The sequence below is a fragment of the Mesorhizobium sp. P2_B5 genome (genome assembly GCF_056404775.1).
This window is the reverse complement of record NZ_JBFUDJ010000003.1, coordinates 81,625-108,253: the sequence shown is the minus strand read 5'-3', so window position 1 is coordinate 108,253 and position 26,629 is coordinate 81,625. Positions and strand designations below refer to the sequence as shown.

27 protein-coding genes, 1 tRNA gene and 2 pseudogenes are annotated in these 26,629 nt (G+C 61.6%); 11 read left to right on the top strand and 19 right to left on the bottom strand.

Features of this window, described 5'->3' with window-relative positions; all coding sequences use genetic code 11:
• Window positions 1-146: 146 nt before the first annotated feature.
• The 8 genes and pseudogenes from AC1D1N_RS13240 to AC1D1N_RS13205 all read right to left on the bottom strand — a co-directional run bounded on the left by AC1D1N_RS13240 (window position 147) and on the right by AC1D1N_RS13205 (window position 5,880).
• On the bottom strand, window positions 147-554 hold the full coding sequence (locus AC1D1N_RS13240) for a DUF930 domain-containing protein (RefSeq protein WP_192254106.1): 408 nt from the start codon (window positions 552-554) through the stop codon (window positions 147-149).
• A 147-nt stretch (window positions 555-701) separates the two neighbouring features.
• Window positions 702-1,148 (bottom strand): hypothetical protein, encoded by a 447-nt coding sequence (locus tag AC1D1N_RS13235; RefSeq protein ID WP_477348993.1) that lies wholly within the window; start codon window positions 1,146-1,148, stop codon window positions 702-704.
• Window positions 1,149-1,254: 106 nt separating this feature from the next.
• The gene (locus AC1D1N_RS13230; protein ID WP_477348991.1) at window positions 1,255-1,944 is read right to left on the bottom strand and encodes a hypothetical protein; all 690 of its coding nucleotides are present in this window, start codon (window positions 1,942-1,944) and stop codon (window positions 1,255-1,257) included.
• 439 nt (window positions 1,945-2,383) lie between these two features.
• Window positions 2,384-2,593, bottom strand: coding sequence for a Flp family type IVb pilin (locus tag AC1D1N_RS13225; protein ID WP_436260011.1), 210 nt, complete (start codon window positions 2,591-2,593; stop codon window positions 2,384-2,386).
• A 268-nt stretch (window positions 2,594-2,861) separates the two neighbouring features.
• A complete protein-coding gene (locus tag AC1D1N_RS13220; RefSeq protein WP_436260012.1) occupies window positions 2,862-3,062 on the bottom strand; it encodes a hypothetical protein in 201 nt (66 codons plus the stop codon).
• An 895-nt stretch (window positions 3,063-3,957) separates the two neighbouring features.
• Window positions 3,958-4,346, bottom strand: a pseudogene (locus tag AC1D1N_RS13215) (sunset domain-containing protein).
• A 1,034-nt stretch (window positions 4,347-5,380) separates the two neighbouring features.
• Window positions 5,381-5,680 carry a DUF1330 domain-containing protein gene (locus tag AC1D1N_RS13210; RefSeq protein WP_477348989.1) on the bottom strand — a complete coding sequence of 100 codons (300 nt, stop codon included), beginning with the start codon at window positions 5,678-5,680 and terminating at the stop codon, window positions 5,381-5,383.
• A 17-nt stretch (window positions 5,681-5,697) separates the two neighbouring features.
• The gene (locus AC1D1N_RS13205; protein ID WP_436260014.1) at window positions 5,698-5,880 is read right to left on the bottom strand and encodes a hypothetical protein; all 183 of its coding nucleotides are present in this window, start codon (window positions 5,878-5,880) and stop codon (window positions 5,698-5,700) included.
• 1,745 nt (window positions 5,881-7,625) lie between these two features.
• Here AC1D1N_RS13205 and AC1D1N_RS13200 point away from each other — a divergent pair.
• Window positions 7,626-7,886 (top strand): hypothetical protein, encoded by a 261-nt coding sequence (locus AC1D1N_RS13200; protein WP_436260015.1) that lies wholly within the window; start codon window positions 7,626-7,628, stop codon window positions 7,884-7,886.
• Between the two features lie 288 nt (window positions 7,887-8,174).
• Here the strand turns inward: AC1D1N_RS13200 and AC1D1N_RS13195 are convergent.
• Window positions 8,175-8,264: transfer RNA gene (locus AC1D1N_RS13195), tRNA-Ser, on the bottom strand.
• A 253-nt stretch (window positions 8,265-8,517) separates the two neighbouring features.
• Here AC1D1N_RS13195 and AC1D1N_RS13190 point away from each other — a divergent pair.
• The 8 genes from AC1D1N_RS13190 to AC1D1N_RS13155 all read left to right on the top strand — a co-directional run bounded on the left by AC1D1N_RS13190 (window position 8,518) and on the right by AC1D1N_RS13155 (window position 16,334).
• Entirely contained in the window at window positions 8,518-8,610 is a 93-nt protein-coding gene (locus tag AC1D1N_RS13190) for a putative RiPP precursor (protein WP_352558939.1), read from the top strand.
• Window positions 8,611-8,811: 201 nt separating this feature from the next.
• Window positions 8,812-10,017 (top strand): septal ring lytic transglycosylase RlpA family protein, encoded by a 1,206-nt coding sequence (locus tag AC1D1N_RS13185; protein ID WP_477348986.1) that lies wholly within the window; start codon window positions 8,812-8,814, stop codon window positions 10,015-10,017.
• Between the two features lie 93 nt (window positions 10,018-10,110).
• Window positions 10,111-11,277: a D-alanyl-D-alanine carboxypeptidase family protein gene (locus tag AC1D1N_RS13180; protein WP_477348984.1), complete on the top strand. Its 1,167-nt coding sequence runs from the start codon at window positions 10,111-10,113 to the stop codon at window positions 11,275-11,277.
• A gap of 76 nt (window positions 11,278-11,353) precedes the next feature.
• Window positions 11,354-12,028, top strand: a complete 675-nt coding sequence (tmk, locus tag AC1D1N_RS13175; protein ID WP_436260018.1) for a dTMP kinase — start codon at window positions 11,354-11,356, stop codon at window positions 12,026-12,028.
• Window positions 12,025-13,080, top strand: coding sequence for a DNA polymerase III subunit delta' (locus AC1D1N_RS13170; protein WP_436260019.1), 1,056 nt, complete (start codon window positions 12,025-12,027; stop codon window positions 13,078-13,080). The genes tmk and AC1D1N_RS13170 overlap by 4 nt, the downstream gene beginning before the upstream one ends.
• A 90-nt stretch (window positions 13,081-13,170) precedes the next feature.
• Entirely contained in the window at window positions 13,171-14,724 is a 1,554-nt protein-coding gene (metG, locus tag AC1D1N_RS13165) for a methionine--tRNA ligase (protein ID WP_477348982.1), read from the top strand.
• On the top strand, window positions 14,724-15,512 hold the full coding sequence (locus tag AC1D1N_RS13160; protein WP_477348980.1) for a TatD family hydrolase: 789 nt from the start codon (window positions 14,724-14,726) through the stop codon (window positions 15,510-15,512). The genes metG and AC1D1N_RS13160 overlap by 1 nt, the downstream gene beginning before the upstream one ends.
• Before the next feature lie 3 nt (window positions 15,513-15,515).
• Window positions 15,516-16,334: an MBL fold metallo-hydrolase gene (locus AC1D1N_RS13155; protein ID WP_477348978.1), complete on the top strand. Its 819-nt coding sequence runs from the start codon at window positions 15,516-15,518 to the stop codon at window positions 16,332-16,334.
• A gap of 13 nt (window positions 16,335-16,347) precedes the next feature.
• Here AC1D1N_RS13155 and AC1D1N_RS13150 read toward each other — a convergent pair whose 3' ends face one another.
• The gene (locus AC1D1N_RS13150; RefSeq protein WP_477348976.1) at window positions 16,348-17,109 is read right to left on the bottom strand and encodes a GNAT family N-acetyltransferase; all 762 of its coding nucleotides are present in this window, start codon (window positions 17,107-17,109) and stop codon (window positions 16,348-16,350) included.
• Window positions 17,110-17,315: 206 nt separating this feature from the next.
• Window positions 17,316-17,792 (bottom strand): RidA family protein, encoded by a 477-nt coding sequence (locus AC1D1N_RS13145; RefSeq protein WP_477348974.1) that lies wholly within the window; start codon window positions 17,790-17,792, stop codon window positions 17,316-17,318.
• A gap of 199 nt (window positions 17,793-17,991) precedes the next feature.
• Between AC1D1N_RS13145 and AC1D1N_RS13140 the strand changes: the two genes are divergently transcribed.
• Entirely contained in the window at window positions 17,992-18,681 is a 690-nt protein-coding gene (locus AC1D1N_RS13140; protein ID WP_477348972.1) for a TetR/AcrR family transcriptional regulator, read from the top strand.
• A 25-nt stretch (window positions 18,682-18,706) separates the two neighbouring features.
• Here AC1D1N_RS13140 and AC1D1N_RS13135 read toward each other — a convergent pair whose 3' ends face one another.
• From AC1D1N_RS13135 to AC1D1N_RS13100, 8 genes and pseudogenes are all read right to left on the bottom strand, one after another.
• Window positions 18,707-19,033, bottom strand: coding sequence for a hypothetical protein (locus AC1D1N_RS13135; protein ID WP_477348970.1), 327 nt, complete (start codon window positions 19,031-19,033; stop codon window positions 18,707-18,709).
• Between the two features lie 92 nt (window positions 19,034-19,125).
• Window positions 19,126-19,905, bottom strand: coding sequence for a DUF2066 domain-containing protein (locus AC1D1N_RS13130; protein WP_477349501.1), 780 nt, complete (start codon window positions 19,903-19,905; stop codon window positions 19,126-19,128).
• A gap of 67 nt (window positions 19,906-19,972) precedes the next feature.
• The gene (locus AC1D1N_RS13125; protein ID WP_477348968.1) at window positions 19,973-20,875 is read right to left on the bottom strand and encodes an aldose 1-epimerase family protein; all 903 of its coding nucleotides are present in this window, start codon (window positions 20,873-20,875) and stop codon (window positions 19,973-19,975) included.
• 180 nt (window positions 20,876-21,055) lie between these two features.
• The gene (locus tag AC1D1N_RS13120; protein ID WP_112561756.1) at window positions 21,056-21,772 is read right to left on the bottom strand and encodes a Bax inhibitor-1/YccA family protein; all 717 of its coding nucleotides are present in this window, start codon (window positions 21,770-21,772) and stop codon (window positions 21,056-21,058) included.
• A 23-nt stretch (window positions 21,773-21,795) separates the two neighbouring features.
• On the bottom strand, window positions 21,796-22,572 hold the full coding sequence (locus tag AC1D1N_RS13115) for an anti-sigma factor family protein (protein WP_477348965.1): 777 nt from the start codon (window positions 22,570-22,572) through the stop codon (window positions 21,796-21,798).
• Window positions 22,569-23,102 carry a sigma-70 family RNA polymerase sigma factor gene (locus AC1D1N_RS13110; protein WP_477348963.1) on the bottom strand — a complete coding sequence of 178 codons (534 nt, stop codon included), beginning with the start codon at window positions 23,100-23,102 and terminating at the stop codon, window positions 22,569-22,571. Before AC1D1N_RS13110 ends, AC1D1N_RS13115 begins: the two co-directional genes overlap by 4 nt.
• Window positions 23,103-23,250: 148 nt before the next feature.
• Window positions 23,251-24,064 (bottom strand): annotated as a pseudogene (gene phnX / locus AC1D1N_RS13105) (phosphonoacetaldehyde hydrolase).
• Window positions 24,064-25,224, bottom strand: coding sequence for a TIGR03364 family FAD-dependent oxidoreductase (locus AC1D1N_RS13100; RefSeq protein WP_477348961.1), 1,161 nt, complete (start codon window positions 25,222-25,224; stop codon window positions 24,064-24,066). Before AC1D1N_RS13100 ends, phnX begins: the two are co-directional and overlap by 1 nt.
• 191 nt (window positions 25,225-25,415) lie before the next feature.
• Here AC1D1N_RS13100 and AC1D1N_RS13095 point away from each other — a divergent pair, with 191 nt between their 5' ends.
• On the top strand, window positions 25,416-26,600 hold the full coding sequence (locus AC1D1N_RS13095; protein ID WP_477348959.1) for an amino acid aminotransferase: 1,185 nt from the start codon (window positions 25,416-25,418) through the stop codon (window positions 26,598-26,600).
• Window positions 26,601-26,629: the final 29 nt, after the last annotated feature.

Below are 26,629 nucleotides of genomic sequence, written 5' to 3'. Positions count from 1 at the left end.
TTGTTCGCCGCGTGTTCGTCGTCGGATATGCCGACGCCCTAACGTGTATGCTTCCCGCGCGTCAAGAGAACGCTACGGGTAAGGCCAAAAAACCACAGGGATAGCGAAAGCTCGTTCTGCCAGAGAGAATTGTGGTTTTGGAAAATTCAGTCGTAGAGATTGTACTTCGCCCAGTCGGCTTCCGGGATCTCGTCACCGATGCGGTAACGGAACTGCAGGACCTCCATATGGTCCGGCGCCGTCTCACATTTGAATTTCAGCCGGTACCATTGCCCCTTGCTGCGGAAGGCCGCACCCGGGCTGCGGATGGCATCGGCTTTCATTTCCGGCGTCGCAAAGGCGTAGGCGACGACGCGGTCGGCCTTGTACTTGTGGTCGTCATGGCTGATGCGGTCGAGAACCTCTGCGTCGCATCGCTGTTCCAGCCGCGTCTGCGGATCGAGTTTCAGCAGGCCGGCGCGCAAAGCGGCGTCCATCGCGTGGGCAGGCCAGGCCAGCGTCAGGGACGCCAGGGCCGCAAGGAATAGTTTTTTCATGGGCGGGAGAACCAGCATATTTCGGTTCAAAAATCAACCGGAGTGCCGACCCGGCCGCGTCCAGCCGGACTGGCAATTGAAACCAGAAACGGCGCGCAACGGTGCGACGTTGAAGGCGTAATCTTCCGGCTGGAGCTGCGAGAACCAAGACAAAACGGCATCGCGTTACGGCCCTCGCGCAGACAGCCAGACAGACAGCAGTCCGGTGAGCGAGCCGATGACCCCGATGATCACGCCAGCCCACGTAATGGCGGATTCACGTCGGTCTCTGCGCTCCAGCCGGATCGCTTTTCGAACTTCGGAATAACCGATCGTCGTCAGGTGCCAGGTATGCAGCTGGCGCGACCGTTCCCAAATGGAGCTGGCCTCGCTCGGATATTCATAAGGAACGTCAAGGCTATTCGCTTTGCGCAGGAGCCTCCGCGTTTTGATCGCCTCGATCGCGTCAACGTGTAGCGAAGTTTCCCAGTGACGACCGTTTTCAGCATTCTGGCGGTCGTTTGCAGTTGTGGCCTTTGCCAATTCGACATCGTAAGCGCGGTCGATGCGCCTGATAGCTCGCCGGTTTCTGGCAATTTCGACAGCCTCTGTAATCCGGAGTGGCATCCACATGGTTTGCCTCCTTGGAAGTTGTCAGCGTGAACTTTTCTCGACAGGCGCCGCTCGAAAATCAACATCTTAGGTCCAAGTTAATCGCAGAGTTTTATGGCGAAGAGATTCACCGCCGGGCCTTAGTTTGCGGCTCTAGCGGGTTCGGGATCACTTCTCTGCCTGTAGCAAGCATCGCCAAACCGACAGCATGTTCGAGTTCCCAAACCGTCTGTTCGAGGGCGTTCATGGTCGGTGGCCGGACGAGCTTGTTGCCATCAAGATTCTCCAAAGAGATGTCGTAGCGAACATGAACGTAATCATTTGCCAGGGTGCGAGACCGGATGAATTTCTCGGCATCCTTTGAGACGCGCAGCCCGTGAACTTTGCTCTCGTCGAGCAAGACAGCGAAGTTATGATTGTTGGAGCGAATATCCTCCAGCGTCTTGCGGTCATCAATCAGGAGAAAACAGCGAAGGAAATGCTCCAACGCTTGGAAGTAGTGGAGCCTTCTCGGGTGGTCCGAAAAGCGCGTATGCATTTGGACGGCTTTCTCTAGGGCGTCAGCATTTGCGCGATAGCATTGAGCCAGAAGATAGACCCCAAACGGCGTCACGTCTTTGCCAGGGGCCTTCTTGGTCAAAAGGGTCCTCAGCACCCTTTGCATCTCCAAATGCTCAGGGCTTTTAGTCTGCACCTCCCAAGCCGAGTTTTGGCTGTGCCAGTCGAACTGCTCGGCCCTAAGGGCTTGCCGAAATGCTCTGGGTTTGATGCCTACTGCGTCGGCCATTTCTGTTGCAGTCGTGACCTTGCCGTTCATCTTTTCGCCTTCCGCCATCCGGCCGCGCGAGCCAAGTACGCATTGAGGAGATTACGTCGAGGGTGAAGCGATAGCTTGTGACAGTCTAGCCAATTGGTCGAGAGCCCAAATTGAGGACGTCGAAGTCAAGACCCGCCAGTTGCGCGTAACATTTTACGGTGCTGTATGAGTGCGGATGGCGAGTACAATCTAAACGCATAGCCCGCCGAAGCCAAACTCAGGGCCATCTTAACTGCCGATCAAGGGCGTTACAGGTTTCGGCTATTTAGACGGGAAGGATGTGCGTGTTACGGCGAACGTAGCGCATACCTACAGCTGAAAGCGGCTGCTCTGATTTTTTCGAGCTGACCGTAGGCTGTGTCGTTCGAGGAAGCAAAGGGCCGGCGCTACGAACGCCGGCCCTTCTCAACGATCGAAAGATTTGTGGCCCGCTGACTTATCAGGTGCCGACGCCCGTTCCACCGTTGCAGGTGCCGATCGGCGAGTTGTCCAGCGCGGTGCAGAGACCGGTAAAGCGGCCCGTAACCCAGCCGCCGATAGCCAGAATTGCCATGATCGCAAGCGCGGCGATGATGCCGACCAGGATAGAATATTCAACCATCGCGGCGCCATTCTCGTCGTCGCGGAACTGCTTCAAGAGATTCTTCATGTGATTACCCCTGTTACCCCTACTAACCCAGACAGAGGAGGTTCATAAGCTCATCCCCGGTCCTGAATGATCCTGTGCCAAGGCGGGATGGGGAGTCAACAAATCACTTAACCCGTTGTTAACCTTCGGGAATGAGGTCGCCCGCAATAGTTCGTCGCCAGCTAATATAAGCCAATGATTATATTCGCATATTTCGCGCGCTAACCATCTTGGACGATCGCAAGGACTCGACCTAGCTAACATATAGCCGGCTATATCGGCGAACCCCCTACCGATCAACGACGATGAATCTCGGGCACCCGGCCACCGCATAAGACGGCGTCGTGAACGTCCCTGTTCCGGTGAAATAGCGGCAGGCATAGCCGTCTGCCGCCTTCTCTTGATCAACCAGAACGGCGCTCGACGTCGCGATCAGGGCGCCAGTGGAGAGAAGGCCAAGTAGGCACAGGCCGGCGAGCACTATCCGCATTTTTTCGACCGCTGCTCAGTTCAACGTGACGAGCCCATGAAAGTTCTCAGTTTGCGCAATCGTGTGCGTAAGCTGAGTCGTATAGGCGCCCTTGTTTGCCAGGTTGTCCCAAGTGAAGAACGCGACAACTGCGACGACGATCAACAGAACTGTCCGCATCGGATCACCTGTCAGCCTAAGCCGGCTGAAGCGTTCCGATTGAGTCTTCGCGCATCCTCGATATGAGCAGGCGCGTAGCCACGACCAGGCCCATCACGTTCAGCGCCATCGCTACGTAGACGCAGACCGACAAGAGACAGACATCGCTGTAAGCGCAAACGGATTCCATGACATACCCCTTTCAACCACCCTTACAGGTGGCCTCCTCCGCCCGCTTCCTAAGCATGATCCTGCTTTGGCTCAAACGCAAGCAGTTGCTAATGGAAGAAGGGGAGGTCGGGGGACGACGTCGCGAGCGTCCCGCCAACGACCATGGCGGAAGAGACCGCGATCACCAGTAGGATCAACGCGCACGTCTCGATCGCTCTATGTGACCAAGGCGCGGGCGGCGGTGGGGGTGCAGGAGCCCATAGCCGCTCGCCAAATGGTAACTCCGCAGCGAGCCGCGCAGCCTTTCGCTCTCGTTTCATATCCAGCCTTTGCTGAGTGAATTGCTGCCGGGTCTGTTCGGATGACGAGAGCGAGTTGTCCTGGAGCCAAGCTTTGAATTTGCCGGCGTGAACGCTCACTCTGATAGCGGGAAAGCCTTGGCGGCGTTGCTCAGATTCAGACGCTTTGAAATTCTCCCACCACTCCTCCCACGTGGGCGGCAGATCACCAACTTCCGAAAGCTTGAGTATGAGAGCGTAATCACGAGGGCTGTAGACCGGGGCGGCCGGCCACTGACTGGTGTCCGTCATCGCCTCGCCTTGCGCCAACCTGCCGCGCGTGCCTCTTTCTCGCTGCAAAACCACCGCTCCCGTACTGAGGGCTGATTTTCGTCTCCCAGTAATGCTCCTGGCCAGGCACGTGATAAATCCGCTCTCCGGTGTTGATCGAGATGTTGCCTTTGATGTCGCAACTACCTGCGCTGCCGGCCGCGCTGCTGCCGCTGACAGAGCGCAAAAATCCCGCGACATTGTCGAGGATTTGTGGATTCACTGTGAAAAACGCGGCCAGGGGGACCATCACCAATGAGGCGAACAGAGGTCGCCACAACAAAGCCCGCCGACGCTTCCTTGCGTTCTTACGCCAGCGGTCAGCCTGGTCGGCGCCAATATTCAGCTGCAGACGGTTTTTGCCCACGTCCCTCGCTCCCCGAGGGAGAATGCTTCCAAAGCGGCAGTGATGCGAGGGCTCAAGCGTCCTTACGGTCAGCAGACCGTGTGCGCGGAATATAAGCAGGCTGGAGCCTATCGACCGAGCCTGACATTGCTATCAACCGTGAAGCGGCAAACGCGGCCAAAATTGTGAAAGTTGCCGTCACGCTCATGAAGGCAGACGCCGCAACAATGCTTGCGCTCTGGTCATAACAGCTTGCGAATTCCATGACGCTTTTACCCCTTACCCCTTCTAAACCCACTGCATCATGATCCTGCTGCAGAAGGAATTCAAGCAGTTGCTAAAATACAGGTAAATGTTGACGGGGATTGGCTAACCGGCGATCGCCATTCCGATGCCAACGCCAAGGCCGACTCCAGGGCGGCCCGGCACCCTGGCCGAGGAAGCCAAGTACGCGCCGGGCCTGGCCGGGGTATGGACCTCAAAACCGGCTTGGAATCTATAACGCGCCCAAGCGGGTATGGGCGAAACATACAAACGAAGGACGCGATCTAGCCCGCTATAGCCACGCCGCGCGGCTTGCCAGCGCTGCCACAGGCGGGGCGCCAGGACGCGCGGCAAGCATCGTCGGGCGTAGGAGAGCGGCCGGCAAGAACGCGTGTTGGCACCGCGCTCAAAGTTGCCTGGGGCGGCCATGACGGCTACTGTGGCCTCGCTTTCGGTCGGCGGCCAGGCACCAGCATGACATCCGTGCTAAGTGCCCCAATTCGGAGGAAAAGATGCGACTATTTTTGGTGTTGATTTTGATGGCGCTGGGCGGCTGCGTATCCAATGCTTCCCCGGATAGTGATGGTATACCACGCCGCGCGTCCTGGGCTGGCTTCCGTTAGCCCGCTTAGTTCACGCCGACGCCGCGCTATATCGGCGCAATGGCAAAGGGCTGTCTCTGATCGATGACAGGATGACAGTGACGGCTCACTGTCACAATTTCGCGTGCCACCATAGCCAGGCGCTCGACCTCGCCAAGCTTGGCGCACGGTAAATAGCGCTAGAAAGAGCTATACGCCTTCGACGATAACTGAATCATAATCCGGGGCCGAAGTGCCTCGCGTGTGCCGCAAGGCTAAGTAACCCGCTGCTGCGGCGCGTGCCGCTTCGATGCTCTCGAACTCAATGACCACAATGCGGTTGTGGAACGTGCCTTCGATGGCTTCAGTCCGGCCGCCGTTCACAAGCAACGTGCCGCCGGCCTCCTTCCTAACTTTCACTGCCGCGTTCTTGTATTCCTTCGAAACCGTCTGGATCGGTGACGTTGATACTCGCGACGATGTATGCCTTGGGCATTGTTCGCTCCCCACCCGCGTGATTTTGGGCTTTAGCTGCCACCTGCTTTGCTGAATACAACCGTGCCGTCGTCTTTGCGAACTTCCACCGCCACGATACCGGACTTTCGATCTGAAAAGGTCGACAACGCGTGGTCCCGGGCCGCTTTCTCGGTATCGAAAGGCGTCTTCTCCACGATGCCCTTTTTACCGTACCAAATCACCGTGTAGGTCACAGCCGCGGCGCTCCTTCAACAAGTGGTTTGATCTTGCTGGCAAGCACTTCAATGCAAGCGTCTAAGTCCTTGAGCGAAGCGAAAAGGGCAGCAGTAGCGGGCCGCCAGATGGTCTTCAGGTGTGCCATTGTCGTTCGCTAGATCCGTGCGCTTAGGCAGCGACATGATGAAACGAACTATGCGCCTTGCGGCGTCGTTGTGTCTATCGGGGATATTTGTTCGCCGTATTTATTGAGCCAAACGGTCGACGGCTTGCAGGAAAACTGAAACGTATCAGCCCGCCAGCGCGTGACCGACGACAATGGCGGGCTTCCCGGTGGTTGCGGTGCCGTTAATTCGGCGGATCGGTCCTTTCCACCTTAAAGGCCAAGGGGTGCAATTCTTGGTCGTGTGAAAGCGCCGCCACACAGTCTTCCAGAATTGCCAGGCGAAGCCGAAGCCACTTTAATTCTTGGCCGACTTGCGCCAGCTTTAACATGCCTGCCGAGCACGCAACTCTTCGCCTCTGCTCCTCTTCCAAGGATGCTATCTTCGCGCGCAGTTCCAAGGCTTCCGTGGCCCTCGAGTTCCTAACCAAAGTCCGGGTTCGCATTTCCAACCCCACAGCAAAACGTCGCCATCAATTGCACGACTGCGTTAAACTCTGGCTTTCAAATCATTGAGAAATTTAGCGACTGCTAAAATAGCAGGCGATAGCGAGAAGGAGGGGAGCCGGCGGCGGCTCTCCTTTGTCAGGCCGGCGAAAAAAAGGCCGGCGCCGCTCGCTGGAGGTTGCCTGAAGGCGCCGGCCGGGCGGGATAGAGGGCCGCCGCGGTCAGTAATAGCCGAGTCTTGACGGTAACGTCATGTGTGGGCCTAGCCCGCAAGCGCGCGCCAGACCGCGATGCCAATTCCAATCGCTAATCCCGTCGCGAGCTTTCCGCCAAGATCAACGGCAAACGCACTGACCAAGCCGCGCCAATCCCTGCGGGGCGCCAAGGCCCTGGCGAGTTCATCGAAGGTACGGTCGTGTTTCATGGACGCAGCCCTGTATGCTCAGATGCGTATGGATTCCACAAAATAACAGTGGAGTCCATACGGATTCTTACAAGTACTCTTAGGAATTTTCGCACAATCTAGCTTGACACTAAGGCTATTTCGCCTCGGCCTTGAAGTTGCGTAGACGCCTATTTCTTGAACAAAAAGTGTGAAAACGCCTAGTTGCTTAGGCGAAAGCGCCTTGCCGAGTGGATGGTGAAAATAAATATTGTAAGGGTTCTTGCAGCCCGTCCGATTCTCGGCCATGCTTTAGGGCAAGGGTAAAGGGGTTATCTGGAAAAGGTTGAAGCAGCAGCGGACCAAGATTCCTCTTGGCCGGGGTGGCAAGCCATGTCCAAGGCTAAGCGCCCAAGCGATCTCCAGTCGCCTCTCTCCCCCGGCTGCCGGACCATCCGGCGTGGGCCTGGAGAGGCCAAACTGGAGAAGTGAAATGAACGCTATTGCAGAGGCAGACGGAACCACAGGCTGGCGCTTCAAACTAGGCCAGTGCATTTCACACAAAGACCAGAGCATGCCGTCGCTAGTGATGGGACGGGTCAGGACGACCAAAGGGCGCGAAGTGTACGGACTGCGGTCGTTTATGAACGTGGATCCGAATAGGGGCAGATCCTGGCGGATAGCCTGGTCGACGTCGTGCCAGGCAGCGGGCCATGTCTAGCTTGTTGCATCAGACCGGCTTGTGTCCCGGCGAACGGCGAGACGCTTGAATGAGCGACGAAAACCAAGTGCTGCAGGCCATGATTGAAACCTACACCGAGGCGTCAGAAGACCTAGCGTCGATGGCAAGTCATGTTCGATCAGGGATAGACGCTCACCAAGGAGAGTCTAGCGACGAAGCCCTTGCAACGCTTACGATGACAACAGGCGATTGGAATACACTTATAGGCGTTATGGATGCCTCGGCAGAGCAGTTTCGAGAGTTGGTAGGACTCATCGAGATAGGCATCGTCACCACGATCGGAAGCTGAAGGTGGTGGCAGGAGGGAAAAAACCCGCTGCCTGGGGGAGGGAGGCAGCGGGTTGATTTCAAGCTCCAAGGGGGTGAGCTTGGTACCGCCATCGCTTGGGAGGGAGGAGATGGCTGACAGTCAATAAAATATCGACTGCAGTGCCGCGCCGCAATTGTGCGAAGGTGTCGTCGGACTAAACGAAGGCGCTACCGGATCACATGAAGGTTTAGCCCGCTTCGGCGGGCTTTTCTCTTGGTTATGGCAAGCGGATAAAAAAGCCAAAAAACATAGTAAAATCAACGATTATGGCGGAGGGAGTGGGATTCGAACCCACGGTGGGCTTGCACCCACGCCGGTTTTCAAGACCGGTGCCTTAAACCGCTCGGCCATCCCTCCGTCGTGATTTTTCAATCACTTGGGCGCTCGTCCTGATCGCCGTTCCTAGCTGCCGGAAGCAGCAGCGAAAGGAGATCATGCGCGTTTCATTGCTCTAGTGCGCGCTGCAAAGGCCTGTCAACAGCGCAAAATTGTCGGCATCGAATATCTGCCGAAACATGACAGTGAGCCGCTTGTTCTGACCCGAACATTGACAATGCGGCGAAACACCGGCCAATCTGTGCTTGCCAAATACAGGAGCAAGTGGGGAAACATGAAAAAGACCTACGAGAAGCCGATCCTGGTAAAGCGCCAGAGGCTGTCGCATGTGACAGCGCAGGAAATCCCCTCCATCGAGCCGCAATGACGGATACTGCCTGACATTGACAGCGGTGCAGCCACCGCCACAATCCTGCCCGGTTCCGGACACAATCGATTAATACGCTGATAAACAATTCCTGCGCAAAAAGGGGATGGGGATTGGGCGCGTCGCAGGCATTGCAGTTCTGGCTTCGCCGAAATTCTAAAAGCGGCGCCTGTGTCGACACGGTAGGGGACATCTGAAAACATGCAGACCACGACGCATCGGCGTCTTCGTCGCGCTCCTGCTTTGGTCTTGTGCGCTCTTTCGGCTGCGTTGCTGGCCGCGTGCGCGGCGCCGCAGCCGAAGGCCATGGTCGACACCCGAAAGGCTCGCTCCAAGGAATATTTTGCCGAGACCGAGTATGGCGTGAAGGCCAGCCCGCGCGTCCAATACATGCGGCGCGGCGGCGGCCGCGACCAATTGGGCAAGCCCTATCAGGTGCGCGGCAAGTGGTATTACCCCAAGGAAGACAAGCGCTACGCCAAGGTCGGTCTCGCCTCCTGGTATGGCGACGCCTTCCACGGCCGTCTCACCGCCAATGGCGAAGTGTACGACATGACGCATCTGACGGCAGCGCATCCGACCATGCCGCTGCCGAGCTATGCCCGCGTCACCAACCTCGAAACCGGCAGTTCGGTTATCGTGCGCGTGAACGACCGCGGCCCGTACCATGAAGGCCGCATCATCGACGTCTCGGAGCGTGCCGCGCAGATGCTCGACTACGCCAAGGTCGGCACCGCCAAGGTCAAGGTCGAATATGTCGGCCGCGCGCCGCTCGACGGCGACGATGACCAGTATCTGATGGCTTCCTACCATCCTGGCAACCGCATACCGGACCCGTCGGATGGTTTGCCGGCCGGCGTCATGGTTGCCATGAACGGACCTTCGCCAAGCCTGCCAGTCGGCGCCGCCGCCGTGCCGTTCCCCGGCCAGCTGACCAATTCCGGCACCGAGGCGCAGCCCGTAATGTCGGTGCAGGCGCCGGCTTTCGGCGGCATCACGCTGCCCGAATTCGGGCCGATCGTGCCTCAGCGACCCGAGTCGCCGTTTGCGGTGGCCTCGCTGTCCTACGCGGATGAACGGGTGCAGCGCGCCGACGTGTTTGCAGCGCTGGGCGACCAGGGCATGTCGCCGGCCGACATCCTGCAATCGTGGAAAAAATCCAATCCACAGGCCGCACCGGCAACGTCCGATTATGTCGCCGCCGGCTCCTTCGACGACGCCGCCGAGGCGAGGCGGGTGGCTGAAGCCCTCAAACCCTTCGGCAGAACCGAAATCCAGAGCACCGAACTCGACGGCAATGACTGGTACGCGGTCAATCTCTATCCGGATGGCCACGGCAATGTCGACGACCTCCTGCGCGCGGCATGGTCGCATGGCGCGCCGGATGCGCTGGCTGTGCGCGACTGATCAACAAGCTTTGCCATTGCGCGGTTGATCCGCCGGGAAGAAGCCTGATAGCGTTGCGGCACGTTTCCTGCAGGCCAATGGGTCGAGCCTCTCATGCGATTTCGCCTTGTCCACCCTTTTGCCGGGCTTTTGGGTCTTGGCCTTTTGTTGGCCGCACTGGTTCCGGCCAACGCGCAGCTTTTTGAGACCAAGGCCACGCAGGCTTTCATGATCGATGCCGAAACCGGCACGGTGCTGTTTTCCAAGGATGCCGACCAACCGATCCCGCCGGCCTCGATGGCCAAGCTGATGACCATGGAAATGGTCTTCAACGCCATCAAGTCGAAGCGCATGACCCTCGACGACACCTTCGTGGTCTCGGAAAATGCCTGGCGCAAGGGCGGCGCCCCGTCGGGAACGTCGACCATGTTCGCCAAGCTCAAATCGGCGGTCCGGGTCGAGGACCTCATCCAGGGCGTCACCATACAGGCCGCCAATGACGGCTGCATGGTGCTGGCCGAGGGTATGGCGGGCTCCGAAGAGAATTTCGCCGCGCAGATGAACGATCGCGCCCGCCAGATCGGGCTGGCGAAATCGACATTCGTCAATTCGACCGGCCTGCCGGCCGACGGACAGCAGACGACGGTGCGCGAGCTGGCGCAGCTTGGCTTGCATCTGTGGCGCGAATACCCTGATCTCTACCTCTATTATGGCCGGCCCGATTTCACCTGGAACAAGATAGCGCAAAGGAACCGCAACCCGTTGCTGGCCATGGGCATCGGCGCCGACGGGCTGGCGGTCGGTGCAAGCGAGGCGGGCGGTTTCGGCATTGTCGGCTCTATCAGCCATGACGGCACGCGGGTGATCGCTGCGATGAGCGGATTGGCGAACGATCGCGAGCGCGCCGAGGAAGCGCGAAAGCTGCTCGAATGGGGCGTCCGGTCCTTCGAGAAGACCGAGATTTTCGCCAGCAATGAAGTGGTCGGCGAGGCCCAGGTGTTCGGCGGCGCCAAATCCGGCGTGGCGCTGAAGGCAAAGGCGCCGATCAACGTGCTGTTGCCGATCGCCAACCGCGACAAGCTGACCGCAAAGATTGTCTATCAGGGACCGGTGTCGGCGCCGGTGGAGGAAGGCCAGCCCGTCGGTACGCTGCGCGTCTGGATCGGCGACACGCTGAGCCAGGAGACGCCGCTGTTCGCCGCCGAATCGGTCGGCGTCGGCACGCTGCCGCAACGCGCGTTCGATGCCGCCAAGGAACTGGCCGTCGGCTGGTTGCGTTAAAGCAGCGTCAGAATCGTGGACCTTTGATAAGGTCCGGACTATGACGTCAGCGCAAAACAGGACAAAGGCCTTTCGGTTGGCGCGCGGATTTTTCATCACCTTCGAAGGCGGCGAGGGCGCAGGCAAGTCGACGCAGATCGAGCGGCTGGCCAGGAAGATGCGCGCCAAGAAATATGATGTTCTCGTCACCCGCGAACCCGGGGGATCACCCGGCGCCGAGGCGGTAAGACATGTCCTGCTTTCAGGCGCCGCCGAGCCATTCGGGCCGAAGATGGAGGCGCTGCTGTTCGCCGCCGCGCGTTCCGATCATGTCGAGCAGGTCATCCGGCCGGCGGTCGAGCGCGGCTCCATCGTGCTGTGCGACCGTTTCCTGGATTCGTCCCGCGTCTACCAGGGCGTCACCGGCGGCCTCGATCCGGCCTTCATGGAAGCGCTGGAAGAGGTCGCCATCAACGGCATGATGCCTGACATGACGCTGATCCTCGATATCGATCCCACTGAGGGCTTGCGGCGCGCCACCGCGCGGCGTGGCGCCGGCGACGGCCCGGACCGCTTCGAAAAGGAGACGCTGGAGATCCACCAGCGCCGCCGCGACGCCTTCCTGGCGATTGCCGCCGCAGAGCCGGACCGCTGCATCGTCATCGACGCGTCGGCGCCTCCCGATACGGTGGAGGATGTCATCACCGCGGCCGTGTTCGCCGCACTTGAGCCGAGGGCGCCCGCGCGCAACAGACAGGCGGCGCCCGCATGATCTTCGAACGCATTGCTCCCGAACAGCACGACACGCTGGACGGCGTGCCGGAGCCATCCGAGACGCTGCGCCTGGTCGGCCATGAGCAGGCGGCCGCGATGCTAGCCGCCGCTTATCGCTCGGGAAAACTGCCGCATGCGCTGATCTTTGCCGGACCGGTCGGCATCGGCAAGGCAACGCTCGCCTTTCACCTTGCGCATCATCTGTTGAAGCATCCCGCCTTCGAAACGGCGCCGGAAATATTTGCCGTTCCCGACCCGGCCTCATCGCTGTTTCGCCAGATCGCCACCGGGGCGCATCCCGGCGTGCTGCATCTGACGCGGCCGCTGAACGACAAGACCAAGAGCTTCAAGACGGTCGTCACCGTCGATGAGATACGTAAGGTCAACCGCTTCTTGTCGCTGACCTCGCATGACGGCAGCTACCGGGTGGTGATCGTCGATCCGGCCGACGACATGAACACCAACGCCGCCAATGCCTTGCTGAAGAATCTCGAGGAGCCGCCGACCCGCACACTGTTCATCCTCATCGTCCATGCGCCGGGCAGCCTGTTGCCGACGATCCGTTCGCGCTGCCAGATGGTGCGGTTGGCGCCACTCGATGCCGGCAGCCTGATGACCGTTCTGGAAACTGTGGAGCCGCCGCCGCCAGCCGATCCGGCGGCGCGCGCGGCACTGGCCGAACGGGCAGGGGGCAGCGCCCGCAATGCGATCCTGTTGACACAATATGGCGGGCTTGAGATTGCAAGCACGCTCGACGCCCTGGTGACCGCAGGCAAGACCGACGTCGCCGGCGCCTATCGCCTTGCCGAGGCTGTCGCCGGCCGCGACCAGGCGATCCAGTTCGACATCTTCAACCGCCGCGCGCTGGATCTGCTCTCGGCGGGCGCCAGCGAAGCAGCGCTCGCCGGCGACCTCAAGCGGGCGAAAACGCTGTCCGACACTTGGCACGAGGCGCTGAACGCGATATCTGAGACCGATACCTACAATCTCGACAAGAAGCAGCACGCCTTGACCATGATCGACCGCCTGAATTCCGCAATGCGAATGTGACCGGATCCGGCCTCGGGTCGGGATGGCAATCGCCGTCTCGATGCGATATCCACCCTCACATTCAATTCGGACATTCATGACGGTTCATTCATGTCACGCGACACATTCTACATCACGACCGCGATTTCCTATCCGAACGGCAAGCCGCATATCGGCCATGCCTACGAGGTGATCGCCACCGACGCGCTCGCCCGCTTCCAGCGGCTCGACGGCAAGGATGTTTTTTTCCTGACCGGCACCGACGAGCACGGCATCAAGATGCTGCAGACGGCCAGGCGCGAGGGCATTTCGGCGCGCGAGCTCGCCGACCGCAACGCGGCCGAATTCAGGAAGATGGCGACCGCGCTCAACGCTTCCAATGACGATTTCATCCGCACCACCGAAGAGCGGCATTACGCGTCCTCGCAGGCCATCTGGAAGGCGATGGACGCCAATGGCGACATCTACAAGGGCGGCTACGCCGGCTGGTACTCGGTGCGCGACGAAGCCTATTACGGTGAGGAAGAAACCGAAGTCCGCCCCGACGACATCCGCTACGGGCCGCAGGGAACGCCGGTGGAATGGGTCGAGGAGGAGAGCTATTTCTTCCGCCTCTCGGCCTATCAGGACAAGCTTATCGCGCTCTACGAAAGCCAGCCCGATTTCATCGGACCGGCCGAACGGCGCAATGAGGTGATGAGCTTCGTCAAATCCGGGCTGAAGGATTTGTCGATCTCGCGCACCACCTTCGACTGGGGCGTGCCGGTGCCGGGCGACGAAAAGCATGTGATGTATGTCTGGGTCGACGCCCTGACCAATTACATCACCGGCGTCGGCTATCCCGATGAAAAGGATGAGAAATGGAAGTTCTGGCCAGCCGATGTCCACATCATCGGCAAGGACATTGTGCGCTTCCACGCCATCTATTGGCCGGCCTTCCTGATGTCGGCGGGCATCCCGCTGCCGAAGCGTGTTTTCGGCCACGGCTTCCTGTTCAACCGCGGCGAGAAAATGTCGAAGTCGGTCGGCAACGTCGTCGACCCGTTCACCATGGTCGAGCATTACGGCGTCGACCAGGTGCGATATTTCTTCCTGCGCGAGGTGCCGTTCGGCCAGGACGGCAGCTACAGCCATGAAGCGATCGTCAACCGCACCAATGCCGACCTCGCCAATGGCCTTGGCAATCTGGCGCAGCGCTCGCTGTCGATGATCGCCAAGAACTGCGGCGGCGTGGTGCCACAGCGCGGCGAGCTGACCGAAGCCGACAGCGCGATCCTCGACCAGGCGGTGGAAGCGCTTGGGACGGCGCGCAAGGCGATGGCGGAGCAGGGCATTCATCTGGCGCTGGCCGCGATCTTCGGCGTGGTGGCTGAAGCCGATCGTTACTTCGCCGCGCAGGCGCCATGGGCGCTGAAGAAGACCGATCCGGCGCGCATGGAAACGGTGCTGTGGACGACCGCCGAGATCGTGCGTCGCGTGGCGCTGCTGAGCCAGCCCTACATTCCAGGGTCGGCAACGAAGCTGCTCGACCTGCTGGCGGTGCCGGCGGACACGCGCCAGTTCGCGCATGTCCATGCCGACTATGCCCTTGTTTCTGGCATGGCACTGCCCGTGCCAGAGGGCGTCTTTCCGCGCTACGTCGAAAAGCCGGAGGCGAGCGCCTGATGCTCGTCGACAGCCATTGCCATCTCGACTTTCCGGACTTCGCCGAGGAGCGGGCGGCCATCGTCGCCCGCGCCAAGACCGCCGGCATTGGCCGCATGGTGACCATCTCGACACGTGTGAAGCGATTTCAGCAAGTGCTTGAGATCGCGGAGAGTTTCGAAGAGGTCTACTGCTCGGTCGGCACCCATCCGCACAATGCCGGCGAAGAGCTGGATGTGACGGCCGAGGAGCTTGTGCGCCTGTCCGCGCATCCCAAAGTGGTGGCGATCGGTGAGGCCGGGCTCGACTATTTCTACGACAAGGCGCCGCGCGATGCGCAAGCGCAGGGCTTTCGCACCCACATATCTGCCGCGCGCGAGACGGGCCTGCCGCTGGTCATCCATTCGCGCGATGCCGATGACGACATGGCAGCCATCCTCGAGGACGAAACAGGGAAGGGCGCCTTCCCCTTCATCCTGCATTGTTTTTCCTCCGGACGCCGGCTGGCCGAAGTGGGCGTGGCGCTTGGCGGTTATGTATCCTTCTCGGGCATCCTGACCTTCAAGAACTCGGCCGAATTGCGCGCCATCGCAGCCGATGTGCCGCATGACCGGCTGCTGGTCGAGACCGACGCGCCCTATCTGGCGCCGGTGCCGTTTCGCGGCAAGCGCAACGAGCCGGCCTACGTCGCACATACCGCCAAGGTGCTGGCCGAAACGATCGGCGTTGACGAGGCCGAGATCGCGACGCTGACGACCGCGAATTTCTTCCGGCTGTTCGGCAAGATGCCGCGGCCTGCCGGCCTCTGACGCATGAGCGACCGGCTGCGCCTCACCATTCTCGGCTGCGGCTCGTCGCCCGGCACGCCGCGCATCACCGGCGACTGGGGCAATTGCGACCCCGCCAATCCGAAGAACCGGCGCACACGCTCGGCGGCACTGGTCGAGCGAATTGCGGCAAATGGATCCAAAACCACCGTCGTCATCGACACCGGGCCTGATTTTCGCGAGCAGATGCTGATGGCGGCGGTCAAGCGCATCGACGCCGTCGTCTACACGCATCCGCATGCCGATCACATCCACGGCATCGACGACCTGCGCGGCTACGTGCTCGAACAGCGCCATCTGATCGATGTCCACGCCGACCAGCCGACGATGCTTAGGCTGCGCGAGGCCTTCGGTTACTGCTTCGAGACGCCGCTGGGCAGCTCCTATCCGCCGATCGTCAGGCCGCACATCATCGATCATGCAAGGCCGGTGACGATCGAGGGCGAGGGCGGTGCCCTCACCCTCGAGCCGCTGCCGCAGTTCCATGGCGACATTATTTCGCTCGGCTTTCGCATCGGTGAGCTCGCCTATTGCCCTGATATCAGCGACTTCCCCGACACTACTGCCGAGCGGCTGCGCGGCCTGGAAATGCTGGTCATCGATGCATTGCAGTACAACACCCATCCCAGCCATTTGTCGCTTGGCCAAGCGCTCGGCTGGATTGAAAAACTGGCCCCGAAACAGGCCGTGCTGACGCATATGCATGTGCCGCTCGACTATGCCACGATGATGGCCGAGATGCCGGACACCGTGGTGCCCGCCTATGATGGCATGGTGATTGAAATTCCTTATGAATCAGCGTGATGCGAATAGCCGTTCATGAGGGCGTTCGGCTCTTTGGTCCGAATATCAGCAGCGTTCCAATCCGCTCATAGCCCATGCGGGGATAAAGCAGCGCTCCGGCATGCGTCGCCAACAGCATCGAGCACCGCGATCCGCGCGCCCGGTCGTCATGCAGCATTTTTGACATCAGCGCCTGGCCAATGCCGCGGCGCCGGTGCGAGGGCTCGACATACATGGCCGCGCACCAGGTGGCGCCGACGGCGTCTATGCTGCGCACGCGCCCGACGATAGCGTCACCATCGAGCGCCACATACTGGCGGAACGGCGCCCTGTCGCCGAGCAGATCGGCCGCGATCGGCCGCCTGCGCACGATCTTTGCCAGCTGCGCCGCCCGTTCGACAGTCCGCACACGCTCGATCGAGACAGCAACTGGCGGATCCGGGATCTGACGCAATGGCTGGACGAAGAAACCTTCCGTCCGCAGCAGCCGGTAGCCGAGAGCCTTGTAGGTGGTTCGCACCGGCTGATCCGGTTCGTCACTGGCGATCACGACCGAAACAGCAAAGCTTGACCGCGCGTGCTGCCGCACGATCGCATCGGCTTCCTCGGCAGCGACATCATGGACGACCCATTCTTCGCCGCGATAGTCGCGAGGATTCTTGCGCTCGGCATCGCGCATCAGCCACAACGGTCCGACGCGGCTGGCCTCGTACGGAAAGCTGCCGCTTTTGTCGGTGCTGAAGCCATGCACGAACACTTCGATCGCCGCCTCGATGTCACGCTTTGCTGTTGTCATCCATGCAGCGTAGCGTTGGCCATCAGCTCAAGGCAACACGGATCGATCGTGCCAAGCCTATGAAAATCAGCGGCAATTTCCACCCACAGTCTAACGCATAAGTTCCATAATCTATCTTATGCGACTTTCTGACGTGCGGTTGCTGTAGAGCCGCGGCTGCCTGGTCTCATTCCAATTTGAGCAATAGGCCGGAGCGCCGACCCGCTCTAATCAAGCACGACCACGGCCTCCACCTCGAACAGCATCGGGTCGATCGCAAGCTTGGGAACGGGAACCAGCGTCTGCGCCGGCAGCGCGTCACCGAACATCTCCTTGACGTTGCTGGTCAGCACTTCGAGCTTGGACATGTCGTGGTCGACCACGAAGACGGTGAGCTTGGCGACCTGATCGAGTTTCGCACCGATACCTTCGAGCGCTGCGCGCAGGTTCGCATAGGCCTGCTTCACCTGGACGGCGAAGTCGAGCGACAAGCCTCCCATGCTGTCCTGGCCGCCCTGCCCGGAAATATATGCCACCCGGGCTCCGGGCGGCGTGATCACCGCCGTGCTGTAGCCGTTCGGCGACGGGTCATAGAGGGTCTGCGGATTGACGATGGTCAGCTTGTTCTCGGTGGCCGTCGTCGCTGTGGGAATGTTCATGATGATTAGGCCTCCGATAAGCAGATGCTTGATTGCGCGTGACATGATTTCTTTTGGCTCCGCGGACTGCGAGCGACCCTCGCAACCGGCATGATTGAACTTTGGCCATATTGGCCATATCAGCCATAGCATGACTCATACGATGTACGAGTCATGCTATGGTACAACGTACCAGTCAAGCGGCCAGCGTCGACATTCCTGACGGTGCCTGCCAAAATCGACGCTCAGTCAGCGAGGAAGACGAATGCCAGCCAAACGCGGCGGCGCCCGAAGCAAGCGCTCTGACAGGACAAGCCTTCGGCCCGTGCAGGAGCAGGCCAGCGAACCGCCTCTCTCCCGGGACCGTATCGTCGCGACCGCAGTAGAATTGCTGGACGCTCATGGGCTGGACGGATTGACGATGCGCCGGCTAGCAGATCGCCTCGGCGCTGGCGTGATGAGCCTGTATTGGCACGTCGACAACAAAGAGGATGTCCTGGATCTGGCCCTCGATGCGGTGCTCGACTATCGCGGGCCGCCGCAGTCGGACGATCCTCAAGACTGGCGCACGGAAATCGTTCATATGCTTCAGGACTGGCGTGCCAGCATGCTCCGCCATCCCTGGTCGACATCGCTGTTGCCGCGCCGGGCGCTCGGCCAAAACATCCTCAGTCGCCTGGAACGCATGAGCAAGACCTTGTCCAGGGCCGGCGTCGCGGACGCGGATCTGAACGCGGCAATATGGTCGCTCTGGAACTATGTGATGGGTGCCACCATCACCCGGGCGAGCTTCGACGTCTCGGAGGAAGACAGGGCCGCCGCGCAGCAGCGGCTTGAGCATCTTAGCGGCCCCTACCCGACGATCGGGCGCTCCCACCTGCTGCTGGACGACGATTGGGATGGCGCCTTCCGCAAGGGCCTCGGCTTCCTGCTTGATGGCCTCGCGCCGGGATAAGCGGCCATCGCGAAAGTTGGCGATTTCATCCCGAAAAACTCGCTAGAGTCCCGCTGAAGGCGGCTGCGATTGCAACAAGATGAAAGACACCAAGGGCCAGCCATCTGGAGCTGCTGGCGCCCGCAACAAATGCCCCATAGGCAGGAAACTGCAGCGCAGCCAATCCGATGGAAAGGCCGGTGATGGTTGTGTCGGTCAAAAGCGTTGCCAGCATGGGAATCGGATAGAGAAGTCGCGCCAGCACATAGTCTCCATGCCCTGAGCCGGCTGAATAGAGTGCCAGGAAGAAGGCGATGGGCGTGATGCCGAGGCCGACAAGGAACCCTGCCCGCGAGGAGAATTTCGGCAGCATTGTTCCTCCAGAAGGCAATGCAAGAACCAAATGTGCACTGGCTAACTCATGTCCGCAATGGACCGCCCTTCGCACCGAGGAAAGCGCGTCGATCAGTGCGGCGTGACGGCCTCCGGCTCTCCGTTGCTCGACAGGATTTGCAGCGTCCCGCGCACGGCGTTGCGGAACGCGTCGTCGAAGCTGACGCCGCGCACATGCCAGCGATACTCCTTGCCTTTGAAGCCGAGCCGCCAGTCGCCGACCCAGCCCAGCGCTTCCTGGCGCCATGCCAAAGTGCCGGCAAGCACAGCATCGCCGCCCAGTGTTTGCGTCACGTCGGCAAGCACGACGTCCTGCGGTTTGGGAAGTTCCAGCGGCAAGCCGGTCCGGTTTGCGGCGGCCGCCAGTGCGCCGCGCATATCCGCCTCGAGCTCGCCGCCGCCGTCGCGCGCCAGCGTGAAGCCGTCGCCTTTCATCGGCTTTACGTCGAGCCTTGCGACGATTGCCGGCCGCGGCAACGGCCACGGTTTGCGCCCGAGCGACGCCAGCAAGGCATCGATCTTGTCCGGAGCGAAATCGGCGGTGATGTATTTTGGCCGGTCATGGGTGCCCTGCTCGTCATGTAGCGGACGGTTGTTGAGAAGGTCCCGGTAGTCGATATCAGTGACATAGTCGGCTGCGTGCCGGCTGATCTCCGTCACACGCGGATCACCGATCAGCCGCGGGTCGCCGGAAACCTTGACCAGCACCTCTTCAAGGCACGGCGCCAGGCCCCAGGCCCGGTTCTCCTCGCCAGTGCCGCTGGTCACCGATTGCGCGCGATAAAGGCTGGCCCGATCGATATCGGCTGCTGCAACAGGAAAGACAAACAGCACGGCCAGCGTCGCTGCCACCAACTTCAAGCATCCAGGCATCCGCCGGCCCTCCCGAACGGACTATCCGTCGGAGCTATACTCCTGATCATTCAGGGAATTTCAAGGCGCCTGGAGGCAAGGTAGATGTCAGCTTTACCTGGTAGCTCAGCACACGCTTCTCTCCAGGCGCGATCAGCATCACGCCCGGCTTGTCGGCGAACTCGCCGTCAAAATCGACGGGGCTGGCAAGGCCGTGCCAGGGTTCGATGCACAGAAACGGCGCGCCGCCCGGTTTCGACCAAATGCCCAACTCCTTAAAGCCTTGCCACGCCACCTCGATCGCCGGACCGTGCGCGGCGGCATAATGCACGCTCGCGCTGGCCGGCCGGTCGAGGATCACGGCGTCTGCATCGAACAGCCGTTCGGAGAGCGCCAGCGTCTTGCCTTCGATGGGCGTCGGCTGGGGTGCTGCCAGCATCAGGCCATCCTTCAGCCGGCGGATCGGCGCCGGCTCGTCCTGGGCGAAGGTCAGGTGGTAGTCGGTCTTGGCGAGGTCCGCCTGCAGTGGCCAGTTGAAGGCAGGGTGCGCCCCGACCGAGGCCGGCAGCGTCTCGTCGCCGGTGTTAGTAATGTCGAAGGAAATATCGAGCCGCCGGCGCTCCATCGTGTAGGTGACCGCCAGGCGAAACGCGAAGGGATAGCGCGCACGGGTGTCGGCATCGTCGGTCAGCACCAGGGTGCAAGACCGGGGACCCGTCTCAGCCCAAGCAAACGGCTTGTCTCGAGCGAAGCCGTGCTGGCTCAGCGGATAGAACTGGCCGCGATGGCGCAGTTGGTCGCCCTTCAGCCGGCCGACGATCGGAAACAGCACCGGCGAATGCCGCCGCCATTCCGGTCCGGCCTGCCACAAAAGCTCCAGGCCCTCGGCGTTGCGCAAGGAGACCAGTTCAGCCCCCTGCCCGACGATGGTTGCCGAGATGCCATCGCCGTGAAGCGTTGCTTGTTCCATGCGTCCCCGCGGAGAGCTGCGTGCAGCCGGCAGGCTAGCAAAAGCCCGCGTGGACTCAAAGGGCGGCAGGAACACTGCACTCTTCACAGAGCCGCGATGAATGACTCTACGCAAAACAACAGTGGCCGGAGGGTTCCCCGGCCACTGCGAGATCGAGATTGTTGCCTGCTACGGTCCGGACTATTCGCGTTCGCCGGTGAAATTCAGCAACAGCTGGAAAATGTTGACGAAGTTCAGGTAGAGCGACAGCGCGCCGAAGACGGCGAGTTTCTGCTGCGACTCCGCATCGAAATTCTCCGCATACTGTTCCTTGATCGTCTGCGTGTCCCAGGCGGTCAGGCCGACGAACACGGCGATACCGATCACCGAGATGGCGAACTGCAGCGCAGTCGAGCCGAGGAAGATGTTGACGACGCTGGCGATCACCACGCCGATCAGGCCCATGATCAGGAACGACGAGAACTGGGTCAGGTCACGCTTGGTCGTGTAGCCGTAGAGGCTGGTGGCGCCGAACATGGTGGCGGTGATGAAGAAGGTGCGCGCGATGCTGGTGCCGGTGAAAACCAGGAACACCGAAGCCAGCGACAGGCCCATCACGGCGCAGAAGGCCCAGAACATCGCCTGGGCGCTGGCCGCCGACATCGTCTGCATCTTGAACGAGAACAGCAGCACGAAGGCGAGCGGCGCCAGCATCACCACCCATTTCAACGGGCTGGAAAAGATCGGCACGTAGAGAGCCGGCGTCGAGGCGACCATGAAGGCGACGAGGCCGGTAACGACGAGGCCGATACCCATATAGTTGTAGACGCGCAGCATGTGGCTGCGCAGGCCTTCGTCATAGACGGCGCCGGCGCGGGCGCCAGCGCCCATGCGATAGCCGAGATCAGGGGTATTCATGCGGGTTCTCCTTATATGAAGTCTCAGTAAAGCGTTTTGGCGAGCGTTTCGGCGGCACGGTCGAGGTCATGGACATCGCTGCGCGCAACGACCGCGTAGGCGACCTCGCCGATCTGGAAATAGGCCGAGGAAATGTCGCCCGAGGGCGCTATTGCCGGCTTGACCACGTCGAAGGTTCCGGGACGGATCGCAAACAGCGAGACCAGCCCCATGTCCTTCGTCTCCAGCGCCACCTCGACGCTTGGCCCGAACCGCGACGGATAGATCTGCACGTCGCGGATCTTCCAGTCTTTCGGCAGCGACGGCATGACGATCGCGGTCGCGGCGCGAATCTCATCGGCATTGTAGTTCGGCGCCTCGAGCTGCGAGGGCATCGCCTCGCGCATGAGTGTCGTCCTGTGCGCCCGGATCGCTTCTTCGACATAGGCGGGCGGCGTCGGCGAAGCTACCACCTTGGTCACCAGCAGCGGCCCGAACAGCCCGTTCGCCAGCCAGCCGGCGCCGACAAAGACGGCGACCGCGGCCGCTCGTTGCAGCACGGCGAAGACGCGGCGACTGGCCAGCCCCCTACCCAGCCGGCGCGCGACTTCAGTCGTCGCCGGCCGCGCCATCCCTGTGGAAGCGGCCAGCGCGAGGCGCAACTCGTCGCGCGTCCTCAAATCGGACATCACCCGCGCCGCTGCCTCCGGACGAGCCGACAGAAACGCTTCGACCTCGATGCGGCGGCCGACATCGAGCTGGTCGTCGACATAGGCGTCGAGATCGGTATCGGTCACCGGGTCCCGCAACAGATCGGTCATGACGGGTCTCCCACGATTCTCAGATGGTTCTTGGCCGGCGAAGGGAGAGCGCTCTCCATCGAGCGCAGCGCCGCGCGCGCCCTGCCGATGCGCGACATCAGCGTGCCCAGCGGCACCCCGCTGGCGTCGGCAGCCTCCTGGTAGGAAAGGCCCTCGATGGCGACCAGATGTAGTGCCGAACGCTGTTCTTCCGGCAGGCCGAAAAAAGCTTCGCGCACCTGCGCCAGACGCACGGAATGTTCCTGCGGCGCCGGCGTGCTGGCATCGGTGAGATAGCCGGCCTGCTCGACGCGCGCCGCTTCCGAACGGCGCGAGCGCATCTTGTCGATGAAGGCGTTGTGGACGATCGACAGCAGCCATGCCCGCAAATTGCCGCCGGAACGGAATGTGCCGCGCCGCTCATAGGCGCGCACCAGCGCGTCATGCACCAGGTCCTCGGCGTCACTGCTGTCGCGCGTCAGCGAACGTGCATAGCGCCGCAGCGAACCCAGCTGTCCAACTATATCGAAGCGTGGCATCGATCGTTTCATGCCCTGTTTACGGAACAGGCGCGAACTTTAATCCATTGCCGCAAAAAAACTTTTGGTTGGTCGCATGGGTGCCAAAGTCCGGCCTCGCAACGCCCATCTCCCGACGTCCGCCTGCTGGCGACGGATTGACTGCTTGGCGGCTGCTCCGTCAGGGCCGTTCGCCGCGCCGAAGCCTGCCCTCGATTACCGCAATGACCGGCAGCAGATCGGCAACCCCGTTTACGACATAGTGTGCGCCTGCGGCACTGAGCCTGGCCGAGGCTTCGGCGCGCTTGGTGCGGAAAACTTCCGGCGCCATTGCCTGCGTTTCCGCCAGTGTGTGGCCGAAGACGTTGCCGGTGACCGACACGCCGACTGTCCAGGCTCCGGCGTTGATGCCTTCGGCAATGCCGACCTCGGTGTCGTCGACCTTGACGCTGAGCCATGGGGGATAGACGCCGAGTTCGGTCAGCGCCTTCCACAGCATGAACGGCGTCGGCCTGCCGTCCGGCGTATCGCCGGTGCAAACCAGGCAATCCGGCGCAAAACCGTGCGCGGCCGCCCCCGGCAGGATCTCGGCCATTATGTCGCGTGTGTAGCCGGTGGTCGAGCCGATCTTGAGGCCGTGCGCGCGCAGCGTGGCGACCACGTCGGCGACGCCGGGAATGACATCGGAAAAGCGAGCCGCGACCGCCCGGTTTTTCGGCACGAAGACGTCGTAGACGGCGTCGATGTCGGCCTCGGTCGGCGCATGCCCTTGCTGTTTGGCCCAGGCGGCCGAGATCCTCGGCAGCGCCATCAGCGTGGCAATGTGCGGGCGCTTGGCCATGCCCATCGGTCCGCGCGCCTCCCTCGATACTGATGGCAACGCCGAATTCCTGGAACGATTCGACGAAGACGCCCATCGGCGCCAGCGAGCCATGATCGACAACGGTGCCGGCCCAGTCGAAAACGACGGCGCGAAGCAGGTGCTGGGGGGTCATCAGGCGATCTTTCTGGCGTCTGCAGTGGTTGAACCGAAGAGTTCGTCGATCACCTCTTCGGCGATGGCGAACGACGTCGAGGCGCCGGTGCCGCTGGTGATCATCACCATGCGCACATTCTCCTGTGGACAGTCGGCAAACATCGTTTGGTCGGCGGCCGAGGCATAGATGCCGGTCCAGCGTTCCAGCACCCGCGGCGGCGTACCGCCGAAGACAGCGCTGAACTCTTCCAGGATGATTTCGTCGACCCGCTCCGAGGCGAACGGGTCGGGCGTCGCCGCGTAATGGTGCGAATCGCCGACCACCAAAGTGCCGTCGGCGCTCTGCACGACGATCAGGTGCACGCCATTGTCCAGCGCGTGGCGCTGATCGCTCTCGAGCCGGCGCCGCAAGGCCGTGGCTTCAGGCAGGGCGCCGAAGCCGGAATAGCGCGCAAGCCCGAGATCCGACATCACCGGAGATGGAATCCGGAAGCCGGGATCGGCAAGGCGCATCATCTGCAATTTGCAGCGCCGGACGCCGTAGAGCGCAATACGCTCGGGATAGAGCGTTGCCAGATCGTCGCCGGGGCAGACAATCACCTTGTCCGCGCGAACTGTGCCGCGGCTTGTCTCGATGGCTGGCGGCTCGATGGCGCGCACTGCCGTCTCGCGCCGGAACTCGACGCCGTGCTGTTCGGCGAGGAATGCAGCAAGGCGCGGAATTGCCTCACGCGATTCGACACGTACCTCGTGCGGGCTCCACAGGGCGCCGGCAAAGTCCTGCCCGGCAAGCTGTGGGTATTGGCGGCGCAAATCGTCCGGTTCGAGCAGCGAACATCCCTCGCCCATTTCGGTCTGCAGGAACGCTTCGACGACGCTGCGCGCCTCGGGACGACGCGCGACGACAATCGTGCCGCGCTGGAGGATGTCGATGCCGGCCGGCCCGGCCACTTCCAGCCAGATGTCGCGCGAGCGCATGGCACGCCGCCACACCTGGCCGCGTTCCTGGCCGCTCACCGTGACGAAGCCGAAATTGCGCACCGAGGCGCCGTTGGCCTGCGCGTCACGGTCGATGACGACGACGGAAAGGCCGCGGCGGACGGCAGCGAGCGCATGCGCTAGACCGACAATGCCGGCGCCGACAATGGCGAGATCGAATTTGTCTTGCTGGCTCATCATTGTCCTTTCGCCGCAACGCTTTGTCCGTCCCGGCTAAGCTATTCAAACTACGCCCATGTGACAGGAACGTGTAGGCGCGATTCAGGCGCCGACGATGGTCCTCACCCGGCTTTCCGGTCTGGTGCATAGGAAAGCGCTGGCGAAGCCCGCCCGATTTGCGTATCAATCCGCCGCCACCGGAAACGCTCTCCATGTTCGAAACACTGCAGCCTGCTCCCGCCGATAAGATCATCGCCCTGATCGGCCTCTATCGCGCTGATCCGCGCCCCGGCAAGATCGACCTCGGCGTCGGCGTCTACAAGGACCGCGACGGCAAGACGCCGGTCATGCGCGCTTTGCGCGAGGCCGAGAAGCGGCTGTTGCAGGGCCAGGACACCAAGACCTATCTCGGTCTTCCCGGCGACACCGGCTTCAACACGGCGATGGTCAAGCTGGCCTTCGGCCCCGCAGCCGACATGACGCGCATTCGCGCGGCGCAGGCGCCGGGCGGCTCCGGCGCGCTACGGCTGGTGGCCGAGCTTTTGAAGCGGACCCGCTCCGACGCGACCGTCTGGCTGTCGGACCCGACCTGGCCGAACCACCCGCCGGTGATGCGCGGCGCCGGCCTCAAGGTGCGCGACTATCCGTATTTCGATGCGGCTTCCGGGGCGGTGCGTTTCGACGACATGCTGGCGGCGCTGGGTACAGCCGAGGCCGGCGACATCGTGCTGCTGCACGGCTGCTGTCACAACCCGACCGGCGCCAATCTCGACGCCGCGCAATGGGCCAAGGTCACCGACCTCGTCGTCGAGCGCGGGCTGTTGCCCTTTGTCGACATTGCCTATCAGGGCTTTGGCGAGGGCCTCGATGCCGATGCCGCCGGTCTGCGCCTGCTGGCCTCGAAGGTGCCGGAAATGGTCGTTGCCTCGAGCTGCTCGAAGAACTTTGCCGTCTACCGTGACCGCGTCGGCGCGGCGATGATCCTGGCCAGGAACAGTGCCGAGGCCGATGTGGCGATGAGCCAGATGCTGGCGGCGGCGCGTGCCATGTATTCGATGCCGCCGGACCATGGCGCGGCGGCCGTGCGCATGGTGCTGGAAGACGATGGCCTTCGCGCCGATTGGGAGGCGGAGCTCGAGGAAATGCGGCTGCGCATGCTGAGACTGCGCGTCCAGTTCGCCGAAGCACTGCGCCGGCAATCCAATTCCGACCGCTTCGATTTCATTGCCAGCCATCGCGGCATGTTTTCAAGGCTTGGCCTCACCGAGGCGCAGGTCGAACGGCTGCGGGCCGAGTACGGCGTCTACATGGTTGGCGACAGCCGAATCAACGTCGCCGGCCTGCCCGAGGACGGTATGGACGATCTCGCCAAGGCGGTTGTCTCGGTGCTCGACTGATACGGCTCGGCTGTGGACAAGGCTAGGCT